The 19424-nt window shown below is 71.6% G+C and carries 20 protein-coding genes; 7 read left to right on the top strand and 13 right to left on the bottom strand.

All coding sequences use genetic code 11. The annotated features are described in order from the left end of the window. Positions 1-329 precede the first annotated feature (329 nt). On the top strand, positions 330-833 hold the full coding sequence (locus STRNI_RS31895; protein ID WP_018091751.1) for an HNH endonuclease: 504 nt from the start codon (positions 330-332) through the stop codon (positions 831-833). Positions 834-884: 51 nt separating this feature from the next. On the opposite strand, the gene STRNI_RS31890 is transcribed toward STRNI_RS31895, so the two are convergent. The 4 genes from STRNI_RS31890 to STRNI_RS31875 all read right to left on the bottom strand — a co-directional run bounded on the left by STRNI_RS31890 (position 885) and on the right by STRNI_RS31875 (position 4127). Then, on the bottom strand, positions 885-1658 hold the full coding sequence (locus STRNI_RS31890; protein WP_174876476.1) for a sulfite exporter TauE/SafE family protein: 774 nt from the start codon (positions 1656-1658) through the stop codon (positions 885-887). 77 nt (positions 1659-1735) lie between these two features. Then, positions 1736-2671, bottom strand: coding sequence for an SPFH domain-containing protein (locus STRNI_RS31885; protein ID WP_018091753.1), 936 nt, complete (start codon positions 2669-2671; stop codon positions 1736-1738). Positions 2672-2772: 101 nt separating this feature from the next. Further along, a complete protein-coding gene (locus STRNI_RS31880) occupies positions 2773-3186 on the bottom strand; it encodes an NfeD family protein (RefSeq protein WP_018091754.1) in 414 nt (137 codons plus the stop codon). A gap of 128 nt (positions 3187-3314) precedes the next feature. Then, positions 3315-4127: an ABC transporter ATP-binding protein gene (locus tag STRNI_RS31875; protein ID WP_018091755.1), complete on the bottom strand. Its 813-nt coding sequence runs from the start codon at positions 4125-4127 to the stop codon at positions 3315-3317. Between the two features lie 90 nt (positions 4128-4217). Here STRNI_RS31875 and STRNI_RS31870 point away from each other — a divergent pair, with 90 nt between their 5' ends. Beyond that, on the top strand, positions 4218-5033 hold the full coding sequence (locus STRNI_RS31870) for a hypothetical protein (protein WP_026169993.1): 816 nt from the start codon (positions 4218-4220) through the stop codon (positions 5031-5033). A gap of 105 nt (positions 5034-5138) precedes the next feature. On the opposite strand, the gene STRNI_RS31865 is transcribed toward STRNI_RS31870, so the two are convergent. From STRNI_RS31865 to STRNI_RS31850, 4 genes are all read right to left on the bottom strand, one after another. Then, positions 5139-5384: a chaplin gene (locus STRNI_RS31865; protein ID WP_159490238.1), complete on the bottom strand. Its 246-nt coding sequence runs from the start codon at positions 5382-5384 to the stop codon at positions 5139-5141. A gap of 157 nt (positions 5385-5541) precedes the next feature. Beyond that, on the bottom strand, positions 5542-5784 hold the full coding sequence (locus STRNI_RS31860) for a chaplin (protein ID WP_026169994.1): 243 nt from the start codon (positions 5782-5784) through the stop codon (positions 5542-5544). Positions 5785-5994: 210 nt separating this feature from the next. Then, on the bottom strand, positions 5995-6624 hold the full coding sequence (locus STRNI_RS31855; protein WP_093643006.1) for a response regulator: 630 nt from the start codon (positions 6622-6624) through the stop codon (positions 5995-5997). A gap of 85 nt (positions 6625-6709) precedes the next feature. Continuing rightward, on the bottom strand, positions 6710-7855 hold the full coding sequence (locus STRNI_RS31850) for a GAF domain-containing sensor histidine kinase (RefSeq protein WP_018091760.1): 1146 nt from the start codon (positions 7853-7855) through the stop codon (positions 6710-6712). A 186-nt stretch (positions 7856-8041) separates the two neighbouring features. On the opposite strand from STRNI_RS31850, the gene STRNI_RS31845 reads away from it, so the two are divergent. The 3 genes from STRNI_RS31845 to STRNI_RS31835 all read left to right on the top strand — a co-directional run bounded on the left by STRNI_RS31845 (position 8042) and on the right by STRNI_RS31835 (position 11338). Further along, the gene (locus tag STRNI_RS31845; protein ID WP_277412460.1) at positions 8042-8929 is read left to right on the top strand and encodes an SDR family NAD(P)-dependent oxidoreductase; all 888 of its coding nucleotides are present in this window, start codon (positions 8042-8044) and stop codon (positions 8927-8929) included. Continuing rightward, on the top strand, positions 8929-10074 hold the full coding sequence (locus tag STRNI_RS31840; protein ID WP_277413347.1) for an S-adenosylmethionine:tRNA ribosyltransferase-isomerase: 1146 nt from the start codon (positions 8929-8931) through the stop codon (positions 10072-10074). The genes STRNI_RS31845 and STRNI_RS31840 overlap by 1 nt, the downstream gene beginning before the upstream one ends. Before the next feature lie 502 nt (positions 10075-10576). Next, a complete protein-coding gene (locus STRNI_RS31835; protein WP_277412459.1) occupies positions 10577-11338 on the top strand; it encodes a transglycosylase SLT domain-containing protein in 762 nt (253 codons plus the stop codon). A 98-nt stretch (positions 11339-11436) separates the two neighbouring features. Here the strand turns inward: STRNI_RS31835 and STRNI_RS31830 are convergent, their stop codons facing one another. Further along, complete coding sequence (locus tag STRNI_RS31830) at positions 11437-14007, bottom strand: ABC transporter ATP-binding protein/permease (RefSeq protein WP_277412458.1); 2571 nt, start codon at positions 14005-14007, stop codon at positions 11437-11439. Positions 14008-14558: 551 nt separating this feature from the next. Between STRNI_RS31830 and serB the strand changes: the two genes are divergently transcribed. Next, on the top strand, positions 14559-15803 hold the full coding sequence (gene serB, locus STRNI_RS31825) for a phosphoserine phosphatase SerB (RefSeq protein WP_277412457.1): 1245 nt from the start codon (positions 14559-14561) through the stop codon (positions 15801-15803). A gap of 164 nt (positions 15804-15967) precedes the next feature. Here the strand turns inward: serB and STRNI_RS31820 are convergent, their stop codons facing one another. The 4 genes from STRNI_RS31820 to STRNI_RS31805 form a co-directional block, all read right to left on the bottom strand. Next, complete coding sequence (locus STRNI_RS31820) at positions 15968-16486, bottom strand: SixA phosphatase family protein (protein WP_018091766.1); 519 nt, start codon at positions 16484-16486, stop codon at positions 15968-15970. A gap of 84 nt (positions 16487-16570) precedes the next feature. Continuing rightward, complete coding sequence (locus STRNI_RS31815) at positions 16571-16783, bottom strand: hypothetical protein (RefSeq protein ID WP_159490248.1); 213 nt, start codon at positions 16781-16783, stop codon at positions 16571-16573. Between the two features lie 226 nt (positions 16784-17009). After that, positions 17010-17126 (bottom strand): SGM_5486 family transporter-associated protein, encoded by a 117-nt coding sequence (locus STRNI_RS31810; protein ID WP_262371136.1) that lies wholly within the window; start codon positions 17124-17126, stop codon positions 17010-17012. A 16-nt stretch (positions 17127-17142) separates the two neighbouring features. After that, on the bottom strand, positions 17143-18462 hold the full coding sequence (locus tag STRNI_RS31805; protein ID WP_277412456.1) for a CynX/NimT family MFS transporter: 1320 nt from the start codon (positions 18460-18462) through the stop codon (positions 17143-17145). A 145-nt stretch (positions 18463-18607) separates the two neighbouring features. On the opposite strand from STRNI_RS31805, the gene STRNI_RS31800 reads away from it, so the two are divergent. Next, positions 18608-19288 carry a FadR/GntR family transcriptional regulator gene (locus STRNI_RS31800; RefSeq protein WP_277412455.1) on the top strand — a complete coding sequence of 227 codons (681 nt, stop codon included), beginning with the start codon at positions 18608-18610 and terminating at the stop codon, positions 19286-19288. The last annotated feature ends 136 nt before the right edge of the window (positions 19289-19424 follow it).

Below are 19424 nucleotides of genomic sequence, written 5' to 3'. Positions count from 1 at the left end.
TTCATCAGGGCGTCGGGCAGCTGGTACCGCAGTGCGGGAGCGGCGGGGCGCAGGTGTGTCGCCGGCCGCTTGCCGGAGCCCGTATGTGTCTCGGGTGTCCTCGCCGGCTGCCGTTCGCTCCGGGTCCCGCGTGTTTCACGGGGGTGGGACCCGGAGCGCACGCTTTTTCGCGCTGTTCGGGGCTCCCCCGGAGCACCTCCTTTTCATCTGCCGATCGTCCGCCATTTCCCTTGTGGCATGCGGAAATTGCGTTGTTCGGGGAATACCTGCCGCTGCACAGTGGAGCAACTTCGCCGCGGGGGCGGAGCGGGTCCGGGAGGGTGGACGGGATGCGCGAGACGCTGGTGCTCAATGCGAGCTTCGAGCCGCTGTCGACGGTGTCGCTGCGGCGGGCGGTGGTGCTGGTCATGCAGGACAAGGCCGTCGTCGAGCACGCTCACCCGGGGCTGCGGATCCGTGCCGCTTCGGTGGATGTGCCGGTGCCGCAAGTGATCAGACTGAGCAGATACGTCCGGGTGCCGTTCCGACAACGGGCGCCGTGGTCGCGGCGGGGGGTGCTGGTGCGTGACCAGCACCGGTGCGCGTACTGCGGGCGCCGGGCGACCACGGTGGACCATGTCGTGCCGCGGTCGCACGGCGGTGGGGACACCTGGCTGAATACCGTCGCCTCATGTGCGGAGGACAACCACCGCAAGGCGGACCGTACGCCCGAGCAGGCGGGGATGCGGCTGCTGCGGCGGCCGTTCGAGCCGACGCCGGCGGACGCGCTGCTGTCGACGCTGGGGGTATCGGTGCGGGACGCGCTGCCGGAGTGGCTGGCGGTGCCGGCCTAAGGGCCGTCCCGTATCCCCTGCGCACCATCCGGAACTCTCGTCCGGCTCCTTCTACTTCAGGAGGAGCTGGACGATGGCCAGCAGGCCGACGAGGACGATGACGGCGCGCAGTGCGGTGGGCGGCAGCCGTCGGCCGACCTTCGCGCCGAGCTGGCCGCCGAGGGTGGAGCCCACCGCGATCAGGGCGACGGCGGTCCAGTCGAACTCCGCGACGAAGAGGAAGAAGACCGCCGCCACGCCGTTGACGACGGCCGCGAGGACGTTCTTGAGGGCGTTGATCCGCTGAAGGTCCTCGTTGAGCAGCACGCCCATCAGGGAGACGTAGATGACCCCCTGCGCGGCGCCGAAGTAGCCGCCGTAGACGCTGGCCAGCATCAGGCCGAGGAGCAGGGCGGGGCCGCCGTCGGGGTGGGCGGTGGTGCCGTTGCGCTCGCGCCGGGCGCGGACCCTCGCGGCGAGCTTGGGCTGTGCGACGACGAGCACGAGCGCGACGGCGATCAGTGCCGGGACGATGGTGTCGAAGGCCTTGGAGGGCAGCGCCAGCAGCAGGATCGCTCCGCCGAGGCCGCCGATGAGGGCGAAGGCGGCGAAGCGCAGCAGACGGCGGCGCTGGCCGGCCAGCTCGCGGCGGTAGCCGATGGCGCCACTGAGCGAACCGGGCACCAGGCCAAGGGTGTTGGAGACGTTGGCCGTGACGGGCGGCAAGCCGAAGGCGAGGAGTACCGGGAAGGTGATCAGCGTCCCGGATCCGACGATGGTGTTGATCGTGCCGGCGCCGATCCCGGCAGCGAAGACTGCGACTGCTTCCCCGATGGACAAGGCCATCTCCTCACATGGTCAGGGTCGCCTCCCCGCCATGTAGGTCGAGGGGCCACCACTGATCATGCACGAGGCTGAACGGGTCAGTCGATGGGGGGCGCTTCGCGGTTCGGCGAGCTGGGCTTGGGGATGGAGCCGCCGCCCGTCGGGTTGAAGTTGCCGATGGCGCCGCCGAGGCCCTTGAGGGCGTCGCCGATCTCGCTCGGCACGATCCAGAGCTTGTTGGCGTCGCCTTCGGCGATCTTCGGGAGCATCTGGAGGTACTGGTAGGAGAGCAGCTTCTGGTCCGGGTCTCCGGCGTGGATCGACTCGAAGACCACCCGGATCGCCTGGGCCTCGCCCTCGGCGCGCAGGGCCGCGGCCTTGGCCTCACCCTCGGCGCGCAGGATCGAGGACTGCTTCTCACCTTCGGCGGTGAGGATCTGGGACTGCCGGACACCTTCGGCCTGGAGGATGGCGGCGCGCTTGTCACGGTCGGCGCGCATCTGCTTCTCCATCGAGTCCTGGATGGAGGTCGGCGGCTCGATGGCCTTCAGCTCGACGCGGTTGACGCGGATGCCCCACTTGCCGGTGGCCTCGTCGAGGACGCCGCGCAGCGCTGCGTTGATCTCCTCGCGGGAGGTCAGGGTCCGTTCGAGGTCCATGCCGCCGATGATGTTCCGGAGCGTGGTGACGGTGAGCTGCTCGATGGCCTGGATGTAACTGGCGACCTCGTAGGTCGCGGCGCGGGCGTCGGTCACCTGGTAGTAGATGACGGTGTCGATGTTCACGACCAGGTTGTCCTGGGTGATCACCGGCTGCGGCGGGAACGGCACGACCTGCTCGCGGAGGTCGATGCGGTTGCGGATGGAGTCGATGAACGGGACGACGATGTTCAGGCCGGCGTTGAGTGTGCGGGTGTAGCGGCCGAAGCGTTCGACGATGGCGGCGCTGGCCTGTGGGATGACCTGGATCGTTTTGATGAGTGCGATGAACACGAGCACCACCAGGATGATCAGGACGATGATGATCGGTTCCACAGCGGCTCCCGTGCCCTTCGTTGCTGGTCCGTGCCGGCCGGCGACCGGCTTGCCGTTGATCAGTGTTTCAGAATCGTGGCTCGTCGCGCAGCGTGTTCGGGTCAGATGACGACAGCGGTGGCGCCTTCGATCTCGACGACGTCGACCTGCTGGCCCGGCTCATAGACCTGGCTGCCGTCGAGGGCACGGGCGGACCAGACCTCGCCGGCGAGTTTGATGCGGCCGCCGCCCCCGCCGTCGACCCGCTCCAGGACCGTGGCGCTCCGGCCCTTCAGCGCATCGACTCCGGACGCGAGTTGGGGGCTCTGGCCGCGATGGCGGTTGGCGATGGGGCGTACGACCGCGATCAGCGCGACCGATACGGCGGCGAACACGATGAATTGCAGGACGGTGCCGCCACCGACGCCTGCGGTGACGGCACCGGCGACGGCGCCGACCGCGAGCATCCCGAATTCGGGCATCGCGGTCACGACGAGCGGAATGCCCAGTCCTACGGCGGCGATCAGCCACCACACCCATGGATCCACGGCTTCATGGTAGATCGGTGTGGCGGTCCGGGACAGGGCACGATCGGTCAGTGAAGAGGAGCGGTCGCCGCGTCAGCCGCCCCTTGAGGGGCGGCAGTCGGGCAACGGGCGGGCTCTCAGGTCAGGGGCAGACCCTGCGCGGTCCAGCGGTCGTTGCCGTTGCGCTCGACGATCAGCGGGAGACCGAAGCAGTGGGAGAGGTTGCTGGAGGTCAGCTCGAGGTCGAGCGGGCCGGCGGCCAGCACCTTGCCCTGACGGATCATCAGGACGTGGGTGAAACCGGGGGCGATCTCCTCGACATGGTGGGTGACCATAATCATGGAGGGGGCGTACGGGTCGCGGGCGAGGCGGCCGAGGCGGCGCACCAGGTCCTCGCGGCCGCCGAGGTCGAGACCGGCGGCCGGCTCGTCCAGCAGGAGCAGCTCGGGGTCGGTCATCATCGCGCGGGCGATCAGGGTGCGCTTGCGCTCACCCTCGGAGAGGGTGCCGAACTTCCGGTCGAGGTAGGCGGTCATGCCGAGGCGGTCGAGGAAGGCACGGGCGCGCTGCTCGTCGATCTCGTCGTAGTTCTCCTGCCAGCTGGCCGTCATGCCGTACGCGGCGGTGAGGACGGTCTGCAGCACGGTCTGGCTGCGCGGCAGCTTGTCGGCGAGTGCGATGCCGGCGACGCCGATGCGCGGGCGCAGATCGAAGACGTCGACCTTGCCGAGCTGCTCACCGAGGATCGAGGCGCTGCCGGAGCTCGGGAAGAGGTAGCTGGAGGCGAGATTCAGCAGGGTGGTCTTGCCCGCGCCGTTGGGGCCGAGGATCACCCAGCGCTCCCCCTCCTTCACCGACCAGGAGACCTGGTCCACCAGAGCCCGTCCTTCGCGGACCACGGATACGTCCACCAGCTCCAGCACATCGCTCATGAGCGCGTTGTCTCCCATTGCTTCTCGGTCGTCGCGTACACCTGTAGGCGCAGCCCCCCTGCAAACCTACGCCACTCGTTGTCAGTGCTCTTCCCTAGGCTGGGGACCATGCTCGATGAACCTCGTTCAGGACGGCTGGCGGCATGGGGAAATGCCCTTTTGGCCGGACTTGTCTCACCTGATGAAGCCGCGCATCGGATCGCGGACGACGATGCGGTGCACCGCGTGGAGGGCCTGCCCGGGGAGGCGGCGCCGGTCGGGCTGACGCTCGCGCTGGGGCGGCTGCGGGCGCTGGGGGCGGTCGGCCTGCGGGTGGCGCTGCCGGTGCCCGGTCATCCGCTGGGGCTGTGCGGACCGCCGGAATTCAACGCGCGGGCCCTGGAGGCCGAGGAGGCGGTGCTCGCCTCGGGGTCCGGGCTCGGACTGATTCCGGAGACGTACGAGGCCGGTCCGGAGGGCGGCACCGGCCCCGATGTGCATGTGGAGGTGGTCTGGCGCTGTCTTCCGGTGCGGGAGGCGCCGCCGGCCGATGTGCCGTCGCTGGGCGAGGCGGAGCGGGAGCTGGCGGAGGCGCTGCAGGAGGCGACCGGGCTGCTCTCACGGCTGGATGTGGCCGGGGCCGGTCCGGTGGCGCAGGCGGCGCTGGCGGCGTACCGGGCGCGGGCGGAGGCCGGGCGGCAGGTGCTGGCCCCGGGGTATCCGCCGCGTGCGGTACGGGTGCTGGAGCTGGCGCAGCGCGTGGGTGCGCTCATCGGTATCGCGCAGCAGGCCGGCGGGGACGGCAGGGAGCACGGCGCGGCGGTGAGCTCGTCGGAGATCGCGGCCCGTGCCGAGGCGCTGCGGCCGGTGGAGCGTACGGCCCGGCGGGCGCAGGTGGCGGCGTACAACTCCGCAGTGGAGGAGCGGGAGCGGCACCGGGGGTGAACAGGACGGGCCCCGCCGGACCATTGTGTGGTCGACGGGGCCCTTCGCCGAAGTGGGACGCACCGCTCTGGGCAGGCGGAGCGGTGCACCCCAGATCGGACAACCTCAGCCGTTCGAGCTGGTGTTGTCGAAGGTGGGGTTCAGCGCACCGATGACGTTGGCGCTGTTGCCGGTGGCGTTCACGGGGACGTGCACGGGCACCTGCGCCAGGTTGCCCGAGCCGATGCCGGGGGCATTCGTGGCCTTGCCGTCAGCCTGCGCGCCAGAGGTGGCGAAGGCCGAGCCGGCGGCCGCACCAAGGGCGAGACCGGTGGCGGCGACGACGAGAGCGGCCTTCTTGGCGGTGTTCATGGGGGCGTGTTCCTCACGTGGTGGCACGAAGCCGGAATGACGGTGGCGGAGGGAGGGGACCGGCCGCGCGTCCGAAGGGCCGGGGGGCCGGTCCGCGGCGACCCGCGCAGACCGTGGCGTCGCGCGGGTCAGGCGGTTCCTGCGGGCAGGCCCGTGCTCAGGGGTTGAGGCAGGGGGCACCGAAGGTGGGGTTGAGCGCACCGATGACGGTGGCGGTGGTGCCGCAGGCGTTCACCGGGACGTGCACCGGGACCTGGACGTTGTTGCCGGAGACGATGCCCGGGGAGTCCACCGAGGCGCCCTGCGCCTGCGGGGTGTGCGCCGAGGCGATGCCGGCGCCCGCCAGGGCGAGACCGCTCGCCGCCACCGTGACGGCCATTGCGCGCTTGATGTTCTTCACTTCTCTAGCTCCTCGTTGCCGTTGCCGTGGCCAGCCGCCACGACTGCACTGGACAACGGCCCGGCCCGGGAAGGGATACGCCAAACGGGCTACGGCTACACGACAGTATGAATCTCGGATCTGAAGACGACATTCCGGTTGCTGTCGTTGTACGGGAGCGCCCTGGATGTACAGGGGCGCCGCGGCCGGAGCGGCGCTCCCGTACGGCGGTCAGGCCCCGATGCCGTGCCGTACGGCCCACAGTGCGGCCTGTGTGCGGTCGGCGAGGTCGAGCTTCATGAGGATGTTGGAGACATGGGTCTTGACGGTCTTCTCGGACAGCACCAGCGCGCGGGCGATCTCGCGGTTGGAGCGGCCGTCCGCGATCAGGCCGAGGACCTCGCGCTCCCGGTCGGTCAGTGACGTACCGCGCCCCTGGCCGCCGTTGTTCTCCTCCTGGGCAAGCAGCGCGCCGGCCACCTCCGGCTGCAGCAGGACATGGCCCGCGTGGACGGAGCGGATGGCGCCGGCCAGCGCCTCCGGATCGATGTCCTTGTAGACATAGCCGGCCGCGCCCGCGCGCAGCGCCGGGACGACGGTGCGCTGTTCGGTGAAGCTGGTCACGACCAGCACCCGGGCGGGGTTGTCCAGTTCGCGCAGCTTGCGGAGCGCCTCGATGCCGTCCATGCCGGGCATCTTGACGTCCATCAGGACGACGTCCGGGCGCAGTTCCTCGGCGGCGGCGATGCCCTCGGCCCCGTCGGAGGCCTCGCCCACCACCTCGATGTCCTCCTGGACCTCCAGGAACGTCCGCAGTCCGCGGCGCACGACCTGGTGATCGTCGACGAGCAGTACGCGGATGGCCCGGCCTTCGCCCGTCGGCCGCCGGCCCGGGCGTCCCCTGCCGTCACCCCGGGGGACCCCCGTCACACCGTCCCTGTCCCTCTCAGCCACCGGGCACCTCCATCTCGACAGCGGTGCCCTTGCCGGGCTCCGACTCCACGGTGAGCTTTCCGCCGACGCCGCCGGCGCGGTCGTGCATCGAGACCAGGCCGAGATGACGGCCGGCCCGGCGGACCGCGCGGGGGTCGAAACCGCAGCCGTCGTCGGCGATCCGCAGCAGTGCGCCCTGGCCGTTGCGGGTCAGGGTCACCTCGACGGTCTTGGCACCGGAGTGCCGCAGAGCATTGTGCAGCGCCTCCTGGGCGACCCGGAGCACGGCCTCCTCCTGGGCGGCGGGCAGCGCCCGGACGCTGTGGGCGGCGAAGGTGACCCGTGCGGAGTGGGCGCGGTCCAGGACCTGGGCCTGTGAGCGCAGGGTGGCGACCAGGCCGTCCTCGTCCAGGGCCGCGGGGCGCAGTTCGATGACGGCGGCGCGCAGTTCGTCGGCGGCCTCCGCGGCCAGTGCGGCGACCTGGTGCAGCTCGTCCTTGGCGCGGGCCGGGTCACGGTCGACCAGGGCGGTGGCGGCCTGGGCGGTGAGGCGGAGCGAGAAGAGCTTCTGGGCGACCGCGTCGTGCAGCTCGTGGGCGAGCCGGGCGCGCTCCCCGGCGATGGTCAGCTCGCGGCTGCGTTCGTAGAGGCGGGCGTTGGTCAGGGCGATGGCAGCGTGCTGGGCGAGTATCCCGAGCAGCCGCTCGTCCTCCTCGGTGAAGCCGCAGCCGCCGGCCGGCTTGGGACAGCGCTTGTTGGCCAGGAAGAGGGCGCCGAGGATCTCGTCGCCGTCGGCGACCGGCAGGCCGAGGAAGTCGGACATGTCCGGGTGGGCCGCGGGCCAGCCGCCGAAGCGCGGGTCCTCGCGGACATCGGCGAGCCGCTCGGGGGTGGCGTTGTGCAGCATCGCGGCGAGGATGCCGTGCTGGCGGGGCAGCGGGCCGATGGCCTTCCACTGCTCGGCGCTGACGCCGTCCACCACGAACTGGGCGAAGCCGCCGTGATCGTCGGGCACTCCCAGGGCGGCGTACTCGGCGTCCAGCAGCTCGCGGGCCGAGGCCACGATCGTCTTGAGGACGTCGCGCACCTCCAGGTGCCTGCTCATCGCCAGGATCGCGGTGCTCACCGCGGGGATCCCCGCTCCCGGTCCGTTGGTCATGGGCTCACCGTACCGGCGGGGCGACCAGCCCGTATCGGTCCGATGACGGCTGGTGCCTAAGCCCCCCGGCCTAGGCCGAATGCCCTGGCCACGGCCGGTCCGGCGGCCGACGTCCGGGGGGTGGTGGCGTTCCTACGGTGAGGGCGGGGGCCGGGCTCCCGGTCCGGGACGGAAGGGGACGTGATCATGCCGGTGGCGATCATCACTGGGGCATCGAAGGGGCTGGGCCGGGCGCTGGCGGCGGCGCTGGCGGGGCGTGGCTGGGATCTGGTGGTGGACGCCAGGTCGGCGGGGCCGCTGAAGGAGGCCGCGCGGGAGCTGCGCGCAGCGGGGCAGGGAGCGGGGCGCGGGGCGGCACGGGTGGTGGCGCTGCCCGGCGACGTGGCGGATGCCGGCCACCGGGCGGCGCTGGTGGCGGCGGCCGGTGAGCTGGGCGGGCTCGATCTGCTGGTGAACAACGCGAGCGCGCTGGGGGCCGAGCCGCTGGTGCGGCTGGCGGACCATCCGCTGGACGGGCTGCGGACGGCGCTGGAGGTGAATGTGGTGGCGCCACTGGGACTTATTCAGCAGGCTTTGCCGCTTTTGCTCATGTCCTCCTATTTGCCGTCGTATGAGGAATTTGCCGCACCCGCGGAGCGCACTTTTCACGACAGCGGTGACGACAATGGCGAGGCATACGATTCGCACCCCTACACCGAGAATGCCCGAAATGCCGGATTGTCCGTTTCGCCCCCTTATATGGGGACAGGTGGGGCGATTCTCAACATCAGCTCGGACGCGGCCGTGGAGGCCTATCCGACCTGGGGCGGCTACGGAGCGGCAAAGGCCGCACTGGACCAGCAGTCAGCGGTGCTCGCGGCCGAGGAACCGGGACTGCGGGTGTGGTGGGTGGACCCGGGCGATATGCGGACCGATCTGTACGCGGCCGCCGTCCCGGACGACGACGCCTCGGGGCGCCCGCTACCGGGGACCGTGGTCCCGGCACTGCTGCGGCTGCTGGACGGTGCCGCCCCCAGCGGGCGGTACACGGCTGCGTCCGCGGCGGCCGCAACCGGCGAGGTGAGCGTCCGGTGATCGCGGACCTGCTGCAGGTCCCGGACGAGCTCTCGGCCCGGGTTCCGGCCGAGCAGCGGGGGCCCGGTCTGGGCCGGGACGCCGTCCGGCTGCTGGTGAGCCGGGGCGCGGCCGAGGTCGGCCACCACGCCTTCGGGGACCTGCCGGACCTCCTGGCGGCCGGGGACGTCCTGGTGGTGAACACCTCGCGGACACTGCCGGCGGCGGTGGACGGCCGGGTCGGCGACGGCCGGGGGCGCGGTGAGCCGGTGGTGGTGCACTTCTCGACCCGGGCGGACCGGTGGCATCCGGCGGGCCGGGCCGTGGCCGGACGCTGGGCGGTGGAGCTGCGCAGTCCGGACGGGCACGGCAGCACCCGGCCGCGGGCGGGCGGCCCGGCGGGCACCGTGGTGCGGCTGCCCGGCGGGGGACGGCTGGTCCTGGAGGGCCCGGTGGATCCCGGGAGCGTACGGCTGTGGTGGGCGCGGGTGACGGGCGCGCGGGTGGCGGAGCTGATGCGGCGCCACGGGCGGCCGATCCGCTACGGCTACACGGACCGGGACCAGCCGCTGGCCGCGTACCAGACGGTGTTCGCGGTGGACGCGCCCGGCGGCGGCAGCGCGGAGATGCCGAGTGCCGCCCGGCCCTTCACTCCGGAACTGGTGGCGCGGCTGGTGAGCAAGGGGGTGCAGTTCGCGCCGGTCGCGCTGCACACGGGGGTCGCCTCGGCGGAGGCGTTCGAGCCGCCGTACCCGGAGCGGTTCGTGGTGCCGCCGGTCACGGCGTGGCTGGTGAACGCCGCACGAGCCCGGCGCAGGGCGGCGGCGCGGCGGCAGCGTGCGGCGGGGAGCGCCCCGTCCGGGCGGATCGTGGCGGTGGGGACCACGGCCGTACGGGCCCTGGAGTCGGCTGCCGGTACGGACGGGCGGGTGCGGGCCGCGGCCGGCTGGACAGATCTGGTGGTGACGCCGGAGCGCGGGGTGCGGGCGGTGGACGGCCTGCTCACCGGGCTGCACGAGCCCACCGCGTCCCATCTGCTGATGCTGGAGGCGGTGGCGTCGGTGACGGCGGACGGGGAGGCGCTGCGGCGCGCCTACGCGGCGGCGGTGCGGGGGCGCTATCTGTGGCACGAATTCGGCGATCTGCATCTGGTGCTGCCGGACTGAGTTCCGGGCCCGGTGGCCGCCGAGTCCGATGAAGCGCCGGACGCACGCCCAGGCCGCGGGATCAGGGCGGCGGCGAGGGCCCTTGGGCGGCGGCGTGCAGGGTGAGGCCCCGGGGCTGCCCGACACCGAAATGCGGAATGCCCGATTTGACCGGAAAAGCCCTCAGTCGATTCACCGTCGCATTCCGATGTATACAGACTGTGCATTTGCAATTACATCCGGCGAGACAAACCCTCCGCCACTGTGACGCCGCGCATAGGACGCAGGTCACTTACGAGCCGGGGTAGTGGTGCCGTGAATACGGCGTGAGCTGGGGCGCTTCTATCCGGGACGGAATATTGCGCACTGCGGTTCCACTAACTCGGATCGTACGTCACACCTTTGCCGGGGGAATTTCCGGCCGCTAAGAATGGCTCCCGTCGCTCGGCGCCGTGGTCGGAACTCGGCGTTCGCCCCGCTCAAGGCCCGTGCGGCGTCCCCCCATCGGAAGGTCTGTCCCGCCATGCCTCAGCACGCCACTTCTGGTCTCCACCGTCTGACCCGGACCCACAAGCTCTCCGCCGCCGGTGTCGCCGCCGCCGGTGCCGCCGCTCTGGTCTTCTCCCTCGTCCCGGGTGGCGATGCCGGCCAGGGCAAGAGCCAGGCCACCGCGGTCGAGAACGTGAAGCCGGTTGCCTTCAGCGCCGTCGCCACCGCTGCCAAGACCCAGCAGGCCACGATCAGCCAGCAGGCCGACGCCTCCGCCGCCAAGGGCAAGGCCGAGGCCGCAGCCGCCAAGAAGGCCGCCGCCGAGAAGGCCGCCAAGGCCAAGGCCGCCGCCGCGGAGAAGGCCAAGGCCGAGAAGGCGCGCGCGGCGAAGGCCGCCGCGAACCGCTCCGAGGTGCGCACCGCGATCCCCGCCGCCGCCCCGAAGCCGGCCGCGAAGCCCGCCGCCAAGGTCTACCCGGACAACCTGGACGGCTGGATCCGCGAGTCGCTGGACATCATGGCCAAGAAGGGCATCCCCGGTTCCTACGAGGGCATCCACCGCAACATCATGCGGGAGTCCAGCGGTAACCCGATGGCCATCAACAACTGGGACATCAACGCCATCAACGGCACCCCGTCCAAGGGCCTGCTCCAGGTGATCCAGCCGACCTTCAACGCGTACCACGTCGAGGGCACCTCCTGGAACCTGTACGACCCGGTCGCCAACATCACCGCCGCCTGCAACTACGCGGCCGACCGCTACGGCTCGATGGACAACGTCAACTCGGCCTACTGAGCCGACGGTTCACGCAGTCCGCGGACGTGCGCACACCGCCGAGGGGCGGCACCCGGTTCGGGTGCCGCCCCTCGGGCGTGCCGGTGCACAGCGCGGCGTTACTTGCGCATGACCTCCGGCTCGTGGCGGCGCAGCAGCCGCGCGACGACGAAGGCGAGCGCGATGCCCAGCGTGATCAGGATGATCATGTCCATCACGTAGACACCGGTCTGGTGCTTCCACAGCGGGTCCGGGTTGCCCGGCTCCCACGGCAGCAGGGTGTTCATGTCGGCGGTCGCGCCCATCGCGCCGACGGCCCAGCGCGACGGCATCAGCCAGGCGAACTGCGCGACGCCCACCGTGTCGAAGAGCTGGAAGAGCACTCCGGTGAAGACGACCTGGACGATGGCGAACATGACCAGCAGCGGCATGGTCTTCTCGGCGGTCTTGACCAGCGCGGAGATGATCAGGCCGAACATCATCGAGGTGAAGCCGAGCGCGATGATCGCCAGCGCCATCTCGATCGCCGGGACCTTCTCCACCAGGAGGCCCTCGTCGGGCATGTTCCGGGTCGAGAAACCTATCGCCGCGATGATCACGCCCTGGATGGCCGTGACCACGCCGAGCACGATCACCTTGGACATCAGATACGCCGACCGCGACAGGCCGGTGGCCCGTTCACGCTCGTAGATGACCCGCTCCTTGATGAGCTCACGGACCGAGTTGGCGGCGCCCGAGAAGCACATCCCGACCGCGAGGATCAGCATGATCGTGCTCGCGTCGCGGTTGGTGCGGTGTCTGTTCAGCGGTCCGTAGCCGAGGCCGTAGTCGCTGGGGATCAGCATCGAGACCACACCGAGCACCGCGGGCAGGATCAGCATCAGCCCGAGGAAACCGCGGTCGGAGGCGAGCACCGAGACATAACGGCGCATCAGCGTCCACAGCTGCGAGCCCCAGCTCTGGGACTTCTGTATCCGGGCCGGCGGCACCTGGACGTTGACCGACTGCGGGGCGACGGCGTCGATGTCGGCGGCGTACATCTGGTAGTGGGGGGAGCCGCGCCAGCGCCCCATCCAGTCGTAGTCGCGGTAGTTCTCGAACGCCGAGAAGACATCCGCCCAGGTGTCGTACTGGAAGAAGTTGAGCGCTTCCTCGGGCGGGCCGAAGTAGGCCACGCCACCGCCCGGGGCCATCACCAGCAGCTTGTCGCACAGCCCGAGTTCGGCCACCGAGTGCGTGACGACCAGGACCGTACGGCCGTCGTCGGCGAGGCCGCGCAGCAGCTGCATGACATCGCGGTCCATGCCCGGGTCGAGTCCGGAGGTCGGCTCGTCCAGGAAGATCAGTGACGGCTTGGTGAGCAGCTCCAGGGCCACCGACACCCGCTTGCGCTGACCGCCGGAGAGCGAGGTGACCCGCTTGTCCTTGTGGATGTCGAGCTTGAGCTCGCGCAGCACCTCGTCGATCCGGGCCTCGCGCTCGGACTCCGCGGTGTCACCGGGGAAGCGGAGCTTGGCGGCGTAGCGGAGCGCCTTTTGGACGGTCAGTTCCTTGTGCAGGATGTCGTCCTGCGGGACCAGGCCGATGCGCTGGCGCAGTTCGGCGAACTGCTTGTAGAGGTTCCGGTTGTCGTAGAGGACATCGCCCTGGTTGGCGGGCCGGTAGCCGGTCAGCGCCTTGAGCAGGGTCGACTTGCCGGAGCCCGAGGGGCCGATGACCGCGATCAGCGACTTCTCGGGGACGCCGAAGGAGACGTCCTTGAGGATCTGCTTGCCGCCGTCGACGGTGACGGTCAGATGGCGGGCCGAGAAGGAGACCTCGCCGGTGTCGACGAACTCCTCCAGGCGGTCGCCGACCAGCCGGAAGGTGGAGTGACCGACACCGATGATGTCGTTCGGGCCGATCACCGCCGTACCGGACTTGGCGACCGGCTGACCGTTGACGTAGGTGCCGTTGTGGCTGCCCAGGTCGCGGATCTCGAAACGGCCGTCGGGGGTGGCGCGGAACTCGGCGTGGTGGCGGGAGACCTGGAGGTCGGAGACGACCAGCTCGTTCTCCAGCGCACGGCCGATGCGCATCACCCGGCCCGAGTCGAGGCGGTGGAAGGTGGTCGGGCTGCGGTCACCGTGGACCGGTCCCCCGCCGGCCTTCTGCGCGGGGCGCTCCTGTGGCGGCCGGGCCTGCTGCGGGGGCACGGCCTGCTGCTGCTGCGGCTGTGCCTGCTGGGGCGGGACGTAGGGCGGCTGCTGCCCCTGCGGCGGCGCCTGCCAGCCCTGCTGGGCGGGCGGCTGGTGGGCCGGCGCCTGGTGTGCGGGGGGCGCCTGCCAGCCCTGCGCGGCCTGCTGCTGCGGCGCCATCGCGGGCCGCGCGCTGAAGGCGTCGGCGGCCGGGGCCGACAGGGTCACCCGCGGGCCATCGGTGGCATTGCCCAGATGCACGGTCGAGCCGGGGCCGATCTCCATCTGGTGGATCCGCTGGCCCTGGACGTACGTGCCGTTGGTGCTGCCCTGGTCTTCGATGATCCAGCCGCGGCCGGCCCATCTCACGGTGGCGTGCCGCCAGGAGACCCTGGCGTCGTCGAGCACCATGTCGCCCTGCGGATCACGGCCCACGTTGTAGGACCGGGACGGGTCGAGCGTCCAGGTCCTTCCGTTCAATTCGAGTACGAGTTCAGGCACTCCATGCCCCATTACATAGTCCCCCGAGTGACGCCCTGTATGGGAAGTCTAGGGATGGCGAACATCGTGAGGAACTATTTCAGGCTTGGCCCACCGACCGGAAACCGGGACGTGACCGGGGTGCAGGGGGCCCGCGCCGGTGACGCCAAACGCTCCCGGAGCACGGGAAGAACCCATGCATGGGCAGGGATCACCGGATTCCGGGTGTTCCGGACCGACCGGGTACCGCGGGGCGCGTGCAGCGCCCGCCGGGTACGTCATGCACGTCCGCCCGGGAGGCCGCATTATGGGATGAAGCGGTCCAATACCCGACCGGCCGCGCGGCCCGGCGCGGTCGCGCTCCGTCAGCCTGCCGAACGCTCCGGTCCGGCAAGGGCGTTGGCATACCGGGCGGATGCCCCGGCCAACGGTCCGGGGCGGGCCGGACACGACTCCATAACGATCGACGGCGGCGACCGGGGCCGGGAGCGACGGGGCGCGGGCCCGAGGGCACGGGGCCGCGCCGGTCCGAACCCCGGACACCCGTACGGACGCGGCCGCCCGGCGGTTACCGTAAGGGCACCATGAGCGCATCGCAGATCCCGCCTGCCACCGCCGTAACGGGCGATGACGTACCGACCCTGCTCGTCAAGATCTTCGGGAAGGACCGGCCCGGCATCACCGCAGGTCTCTTCGACACCCTCGCTGCCTACTCCGTCGATGTCGTGGACATCGAACAGGTGGTGACCCGGGGACGCATCACGCTGTGCGCACTGGTCACCGCCCCCTCCCCCGGCCAGGGCGCCACCGGCTCCTCCGAGGGCGACCTGCGGGCCACCGTGCACAGCTGGGCCGAGTCGCTGAACCTCCAGGCGGAGATCATCTCCGGCCGGGGTGACAACCGCCCGCGCGGCACCGGACGTTCGCACGTCACCGTGCTGGGGCATCCGCTCACCGCCGAGTCGGCCGCCGCGATCGCCGCCGCCATAACGTCCACCGGCGGCAACATCGACCGCATCTTCCGGCTCGCCAAGTATCCGGTGACCGCCGTCGAGTTCGCGGTCTCCGGTGCGGCGACCGAGGCGCTGCGCAGTGTGCTGGCGCCCGAGGCCGCACAGCTCGGGGTGGATGTCGCCGTGGTGGCGGCCGGGCTGCAGCGCCGGGCGCAGCGGCTGGTCGTCATGGACGTCGACTCGACGCTCATCCAGGACGAGGTCATCGAGCTGTTCGCGGCGCACGCCGGCTGTGAGGCCGAGGTCGCCGAGGTCACCACCGCCGCGATGCGCGGTGAGCTGGACTTCGAGCAGTCGCTGCACGCCCGGGTCGAGCTGCTCGGCGGGCTCGACGCCTCCGTGGTCGAGGCCGTGCGCAAGGAGGTGCGGCTCACCCCCGGGGCCCGCACCCTGGTACGGACCCTGAAGCGGCTCGGCTATCAAGTCGGCGTCGTCTCGGGGGGCTTCACCCAGGTCACCGATGCGCTCAAGGAAGAGCTGGGGCTGGACTTTGCCTCCGCCAACACCCTGGAGATCGTCGACGGCAAGCTCACCGGCCGGGTCACCGGCGCCATCGTGGACCGGGCCGGGAAGGCCAGGCTGCTGCGGGAATTCGCGCAGCAGGCGGGGGTGCCGCTCGCGCAGACCGTGGCGATCGGGGACGGCGCCAACGACCTCGACATGCTGAACGCGGCCGGGCTCGGTGTCGCCTTCAACGCCAAGCCGGTGGTGCGGGAGGCGGCGCACACCGCCGTGAATGTGCCCTTCCTGGACACCGTGCTGTATCTGCTGGGCATCACCCGCGACGAGGTCGAGGCGGCGGACACCCACGAGTGACCCGCGCCGGCCGCACCGGCCGTGTCGGCACGGCCACGCGGCCACGCGGTCGACGTGCCTGACGAGACGCCGTCCTCACACGGCCGAGGGCCCCGGCAGAACCGCTGCCGGGGCCCTCGTCGTCTCCGCTCCCCGCACGCACCGGGCGGGCGGAGGTGCCGGGATCACTCGTGCGGCGTCCAGTACGCGACCAGCCGTCCGACGCCGTGCTCGACCGACTTCCAGGAGCCGTTGAAGGTCAGCACGGCCACCGAGGCGGTCGGGAAGCCGCTGCGGTTCATCCGCGGCAGCAGATCACCGTCGGCCTCGCCCGAGAGGGCGTCGGCGAGGGCGTGCACACCGGGGTTGTGCCCGACCAGCATCAGGTCGTTCACCTCGTCGGAGGTCTCGTTCAGCAGCGCGATGAGCTCGCCGAGAGAGGCTTCGTAGATCCGCTCCTCATAGACGGTCTTGGGCCGCTGCGGGAGTTCATGGACGGCGAGCTTCCAGGTCTCGCGGGTACGCACTGAGGTCGAGCACAGGGTCAGATCAGGGGTGATCCCGGCTCCGGCCAGCCAGCGGCCGGCTACCGGGGCATCCTTGCGGCCGCGGTCGGCGAGCGGACGCTCATGGTCGCTGCTGTCCGACCATTCGGCCTTGGCGTGTCGGAGGAGGACAATCCGGCGGGGTGTATCGGCGCTCATGCGTCCCAGCTTCGCACGAAAGGCGGCGCGGGGCGCGGGGTGTTGAAGCGCTCGTTCCGCTGGGTGGGACGCGGGCACGGCTGATCACCGGGCACCGCCGTCCAGCAGCTCGGCCAGGAGTTCCAGCAGCGGGGCCAGGCCCTGCCGGGCGCTCGCGGCGCTCGCCTCGGAGGAGCCGGCGACGAGCGCCAGCAGGGCTATGAAGGAGACCACCGGCAGGGCCAGCGCCCACCACGGCAGCCGCGTCCGCAGACGGGACGCCTTGGCTGCGGGCGGGCGGCGGAACGCGGCGGACATGCGGAGTGCCTCCGTGATGCGTCGACGGGCGCGCCCGGCCGCGGACGGCGGCGCGCCCACCGCTGTCTGCGGTGTACTTCGACGCTACGGATCACCGGCGGCCGTTCCTATCCGGGAAGCCACCCACTCACCCCTGACGCCTGCCCCCTAGGGGACGCGGGGGCTGCCCCCACCCCGCGCCCACGGGTTCCGGCCACGGGGCCCATGGGTTCCGGCCACGGTCCGGCTAAGGCGCGATGACACTCGCGATGATCGCGACGACGACGGTCACGCCGAGCATGGCGCCCAGGACGAGGAGCAGCTTCTTCTGTCCGCCCTGCGGATTCGGTTCGAGCACTGGCATGGGCCCAGTGTCGCACTCACGCCTCGTCCTCGATCCGGCGGTCCCGGCCGGCCAGCACACCCACCGCGATCTGCGGCACCATGAGCCCGGCCATCAGGGCGATCGGCAGCCCCCAGCCGCCGCTGTGCTGGTAGAGCGTGCCGACCAGCAGCGGTCCGGGAATGGAGATCAGATAGCCGACGCTCTGGGCGAAGGCCGAGAGCTTGACGACGCCGGCGGAGCTGGTCGAGCGCATCCCGATCATCGTCAGGGCCAGCGGGAAGGCGCAGTTGGAGACGCCCATCAGCAGCGCCCAGGCCCAGGCGCCGGCGGCCGGTGCCAGCCACAGTCCGGTGTAGCCGGCCAGACCGCAGAGGCCGAGCAGCACCACGAGCGGGCCCTGGTGCCGCATCCGGGTCGCCAGCCGTGGCAGGACGAAGGAGAGCGGGACGCCCATCGCCATCGTGACGGCGAGCAGCACGCCCGCGGTACCCGCCGAGACCCCGGCGTCGCGGAAGATCTGCGGCATCCAGCCCATGGTGATGTACGCGGCCGTGGCCTGCAGGCCGAAGAAGACGGCCAGCGCCCAGGCGGTCGGCGACGAGGTGATCCGTACCGGGGCCTCCGGGGGCCGGGCCGCGGTGGAGGCGGCCGCTCCGGCGAGGGCCCGGCGCTGCCGGACCACCACGAGCCAGGGCAGCACGGCGACCGCGGCGAGCGCCCCCCACACCGCCAGGCCGGTCCGCCAACTGCCGCCCAGCGCCTCGGTCATGGGGACGGTGAGCGCCGCGGCGAGCGAGGTGCCCAGGGCCAGCGCCATGGAGTAGAGCCCGGTCATCGAGCCGACCCGGCCGGGGAACCAGCTCTTGATGACGACCGGCATCAGGACATTGCTGACCGCAATTCCGGCCAGGGCGAGCGCGCTGGCGGCGAGGAAGCCGCCGGTGCCGCCGAGGTACGGGCGCGCCACGACGCCCACGGTGATCGCGGCCATTCCGGCGCAGACGATCGCACCGGGCCCCCAGCGCCTGGCCAGCCGGGGCGCGGCGATGCCGAAGGCGGCGAAGCACAGGGCAGGGACGGAGGTCAGCAGGCCGGCGACGGTACCGCTCATGCCGAGGCCGGCGCGGACCTCCTCCAGGAGGGCGCCGAGGCTGGTGATGGCCGGGCGGAGGTTGAGCGCGGCGAGGACGAGACCGGCGATCACCAGGCGCGGCAGCCAGCGGCCGGCCGGCCCGGCCGCCGGGGCGGCATGCCCGGGGCCCGGCTGCGGGTGTTGCGGGCCGTCGGCCGGGTCGGTGGAGGTCGTACGGGGCCCGGCGGCGGGGCCGAGGGTCGCGAGGTCGTCGTCTGCCATAGACGCCATCATAGAATCATGGGATGAATCCCTGTCCAATTGATATCGGTAGCCTCTGCTGTCTCGGGCGGCGCCGGGAACCGACAGGATCCGGCGGGCGCCGCCCCGCCGCCGTCCGTCCGCCCCTTCCCCCCGGAGCGCAGCCATGCCTCTGACCTCGCCCCGCCGGTCCGCGCTGGCGGACCAGGTGATCGCGCAGCTGCGCGCCCAGATCACGTCCGGTGAGTGGCCGGTGGGATCCCGTATCCCGACCGAACCGGAACTCGTCGAGCAGCTCGGGGTGGCCCGTAACACCGTCCGCGAGGCCGTCCGGGCGCTGGCCCACAACGGGCTGCTGGACATCCGCCAGGGGTCGGGCACCTACGTGGTGGCCACCAGTGAACTGGCCGGGGTGATGAACCGCCGGTTCGCGGCGGCCGAGCCCGGCCACGTCGCCGAGCTGCGCAGCGCCCTGGAGGCGTCGGCCGCCCGGCTCGCCGCGGAGCGGCGCACCCCACAGGACCTGCGGCAGATCGACACCCTGCTGGAGCGGCGCGAGCAGGCCTGGGAGTCCGGTGCGGCGGAGGCCTTCGTGGAGGCGGACGCGACCTTGCACATGGCGATCGTGTCGGCCTCCCACAACGAGGTGCTGGCCGAGATCTACGCCGACCTCGGGGGCGTGCTGCGGGACTTCCTGCGGGCCGATGTGGGCGAGGAGCTGCGGCCCGAGGCGCATATGGACCATGCCCGGCTGGTGGAGGCGATCCGTGCGGGCGACGCCGACCGGGCGGCCGCCGAGGCGAGCGCGCACCCCTTCGGCTGCCGGCTGACCGTTCCGGGGCCCTGAGGGGTCGAACAGTTCCCGTAGGGGAGGCCGGCGCCCCCTGCGGGCCACAACGGGGCGGGCGGGGGCGGTATTCCCGTGAGGGCCATGACCGATTCCCATGGCGCAATGCGTACTGCCCGCCCCGGCACACCGGGAC

The sequence above is a fragment of the Streptomyces nigrescens genome, from assembly GCF_027626975.1.
GTDB classification, from domain to species: Bacteria; Actinomycetota; Actinomycetes; order Streptomycetales; family Streptomycetaceae; genus Streptomyces; species Streptomyces nigrescens.
This window is presented reverse-complemented; position numbering and strand designations above follow the sequence as displayed.

Coding starts and splice junctions, on each gene's coding strand:
- STRNI_RS31895 (WP_018091751.1), top strand. CDS start 330: ATGCGCGAGACGCTGGTGCTCAATGCGAGCTTCGAGCCGCTGTCGACG.
- STRNI_RS31890 (WP_174876476.1), bottom strand. CDS start 1,658: ATGGCCTTGTCCATCGGGGAAGCAGTCGCAGTCTTCGCTGCCGGGATC.
- STRNI_RS31875 (WP_018091755.1), bottom strand. CDS start 4,127: ATGGGAGACAACGCGCTCATGAGCGATGTGCTGGAGCTGGTGGACGTA.
- STRNI_RS31870 (WP_026169993.1), top strand. CDS start 4,218: ATGCTCGATGAACCTCGTTCAGGACGGCTGGCGGCATGGGGAAATGCC.
- STRNI_RS31865 (WP_159490238.1), bottom strand. CDS start 5,384: ATGAACACCGCCAAGAAGGCCGCTCTCGTCGTCGCCGCCACCGGTCTC.
- STRNI_RS31850 (WP_018091760.1), bottom strand. CDS start 7,855: ATGACCAACGGACCGGGAGCGGGGATCCCCGCGGTGAGCACCGCGATC.
- STRNI_RS31845 (WP_277412460.1), top strand. CDS start 8,042: ATGCCGGTGGCGATCATCACTGGGGCATCGAAGGGGCTGGGCCGGGCG.
- STRNI_RS31835 (WP_277412459.1), top strand. CDS start 10,577: ATGCCTCAGCACGCCACTTCTGGTCTCCACCGTCTGACCCGGACCCAC.
- STRNI_RS31830 (WP_277412458.1), bottom strand. CDS start 14,007: ATGGGGCATGGAGTGCCTGAACTCGTACTCGAATTGAACGGAAGGACC.
- serB (WP_277412457.1), top strand. CDS start 14,559: ATGAGCGCATCGCAGATCCCGCCTGCCACCGCCGTAACGGGCGATGAC.
- STRNI_RS31820 (WP_018091766.1), bottom strand. CDS start 16,486: ATGAGCGCCGATACACCCCGCCGGATTGTCCTCCTCCGACACGCCAAG.
- STRNI_RS31815 (WP_159490248.1), bottom strand. CDS start 16,783: ATGTCCGCCGCGTTCCGCCGCCCGCCCGCAGCCAAGGCGTCCCGTCTG.
- STRNI_RS31810 (WP_262371136.1), bottom strand. CDS start 17,126: ATGCCAGTGCTCGAACCGAATCCGCAGGGCGGACAGAAGAAGCTGCTC.
- STRNI_RS31805 (WP_277412456.1), bottom strand. CDS start 18,462: ATGGCAGACGACGACCTCGCGACCCTCGGCCCCGCCGCCGGGCCCCGT.
- STRNI_RS31800 (WP_277412455.1), top strand. CDS start 18,608: ATGCCTCTGACCTCGCCCCGCCGGTCCGCGCTGGCGGACCAGGTGATC.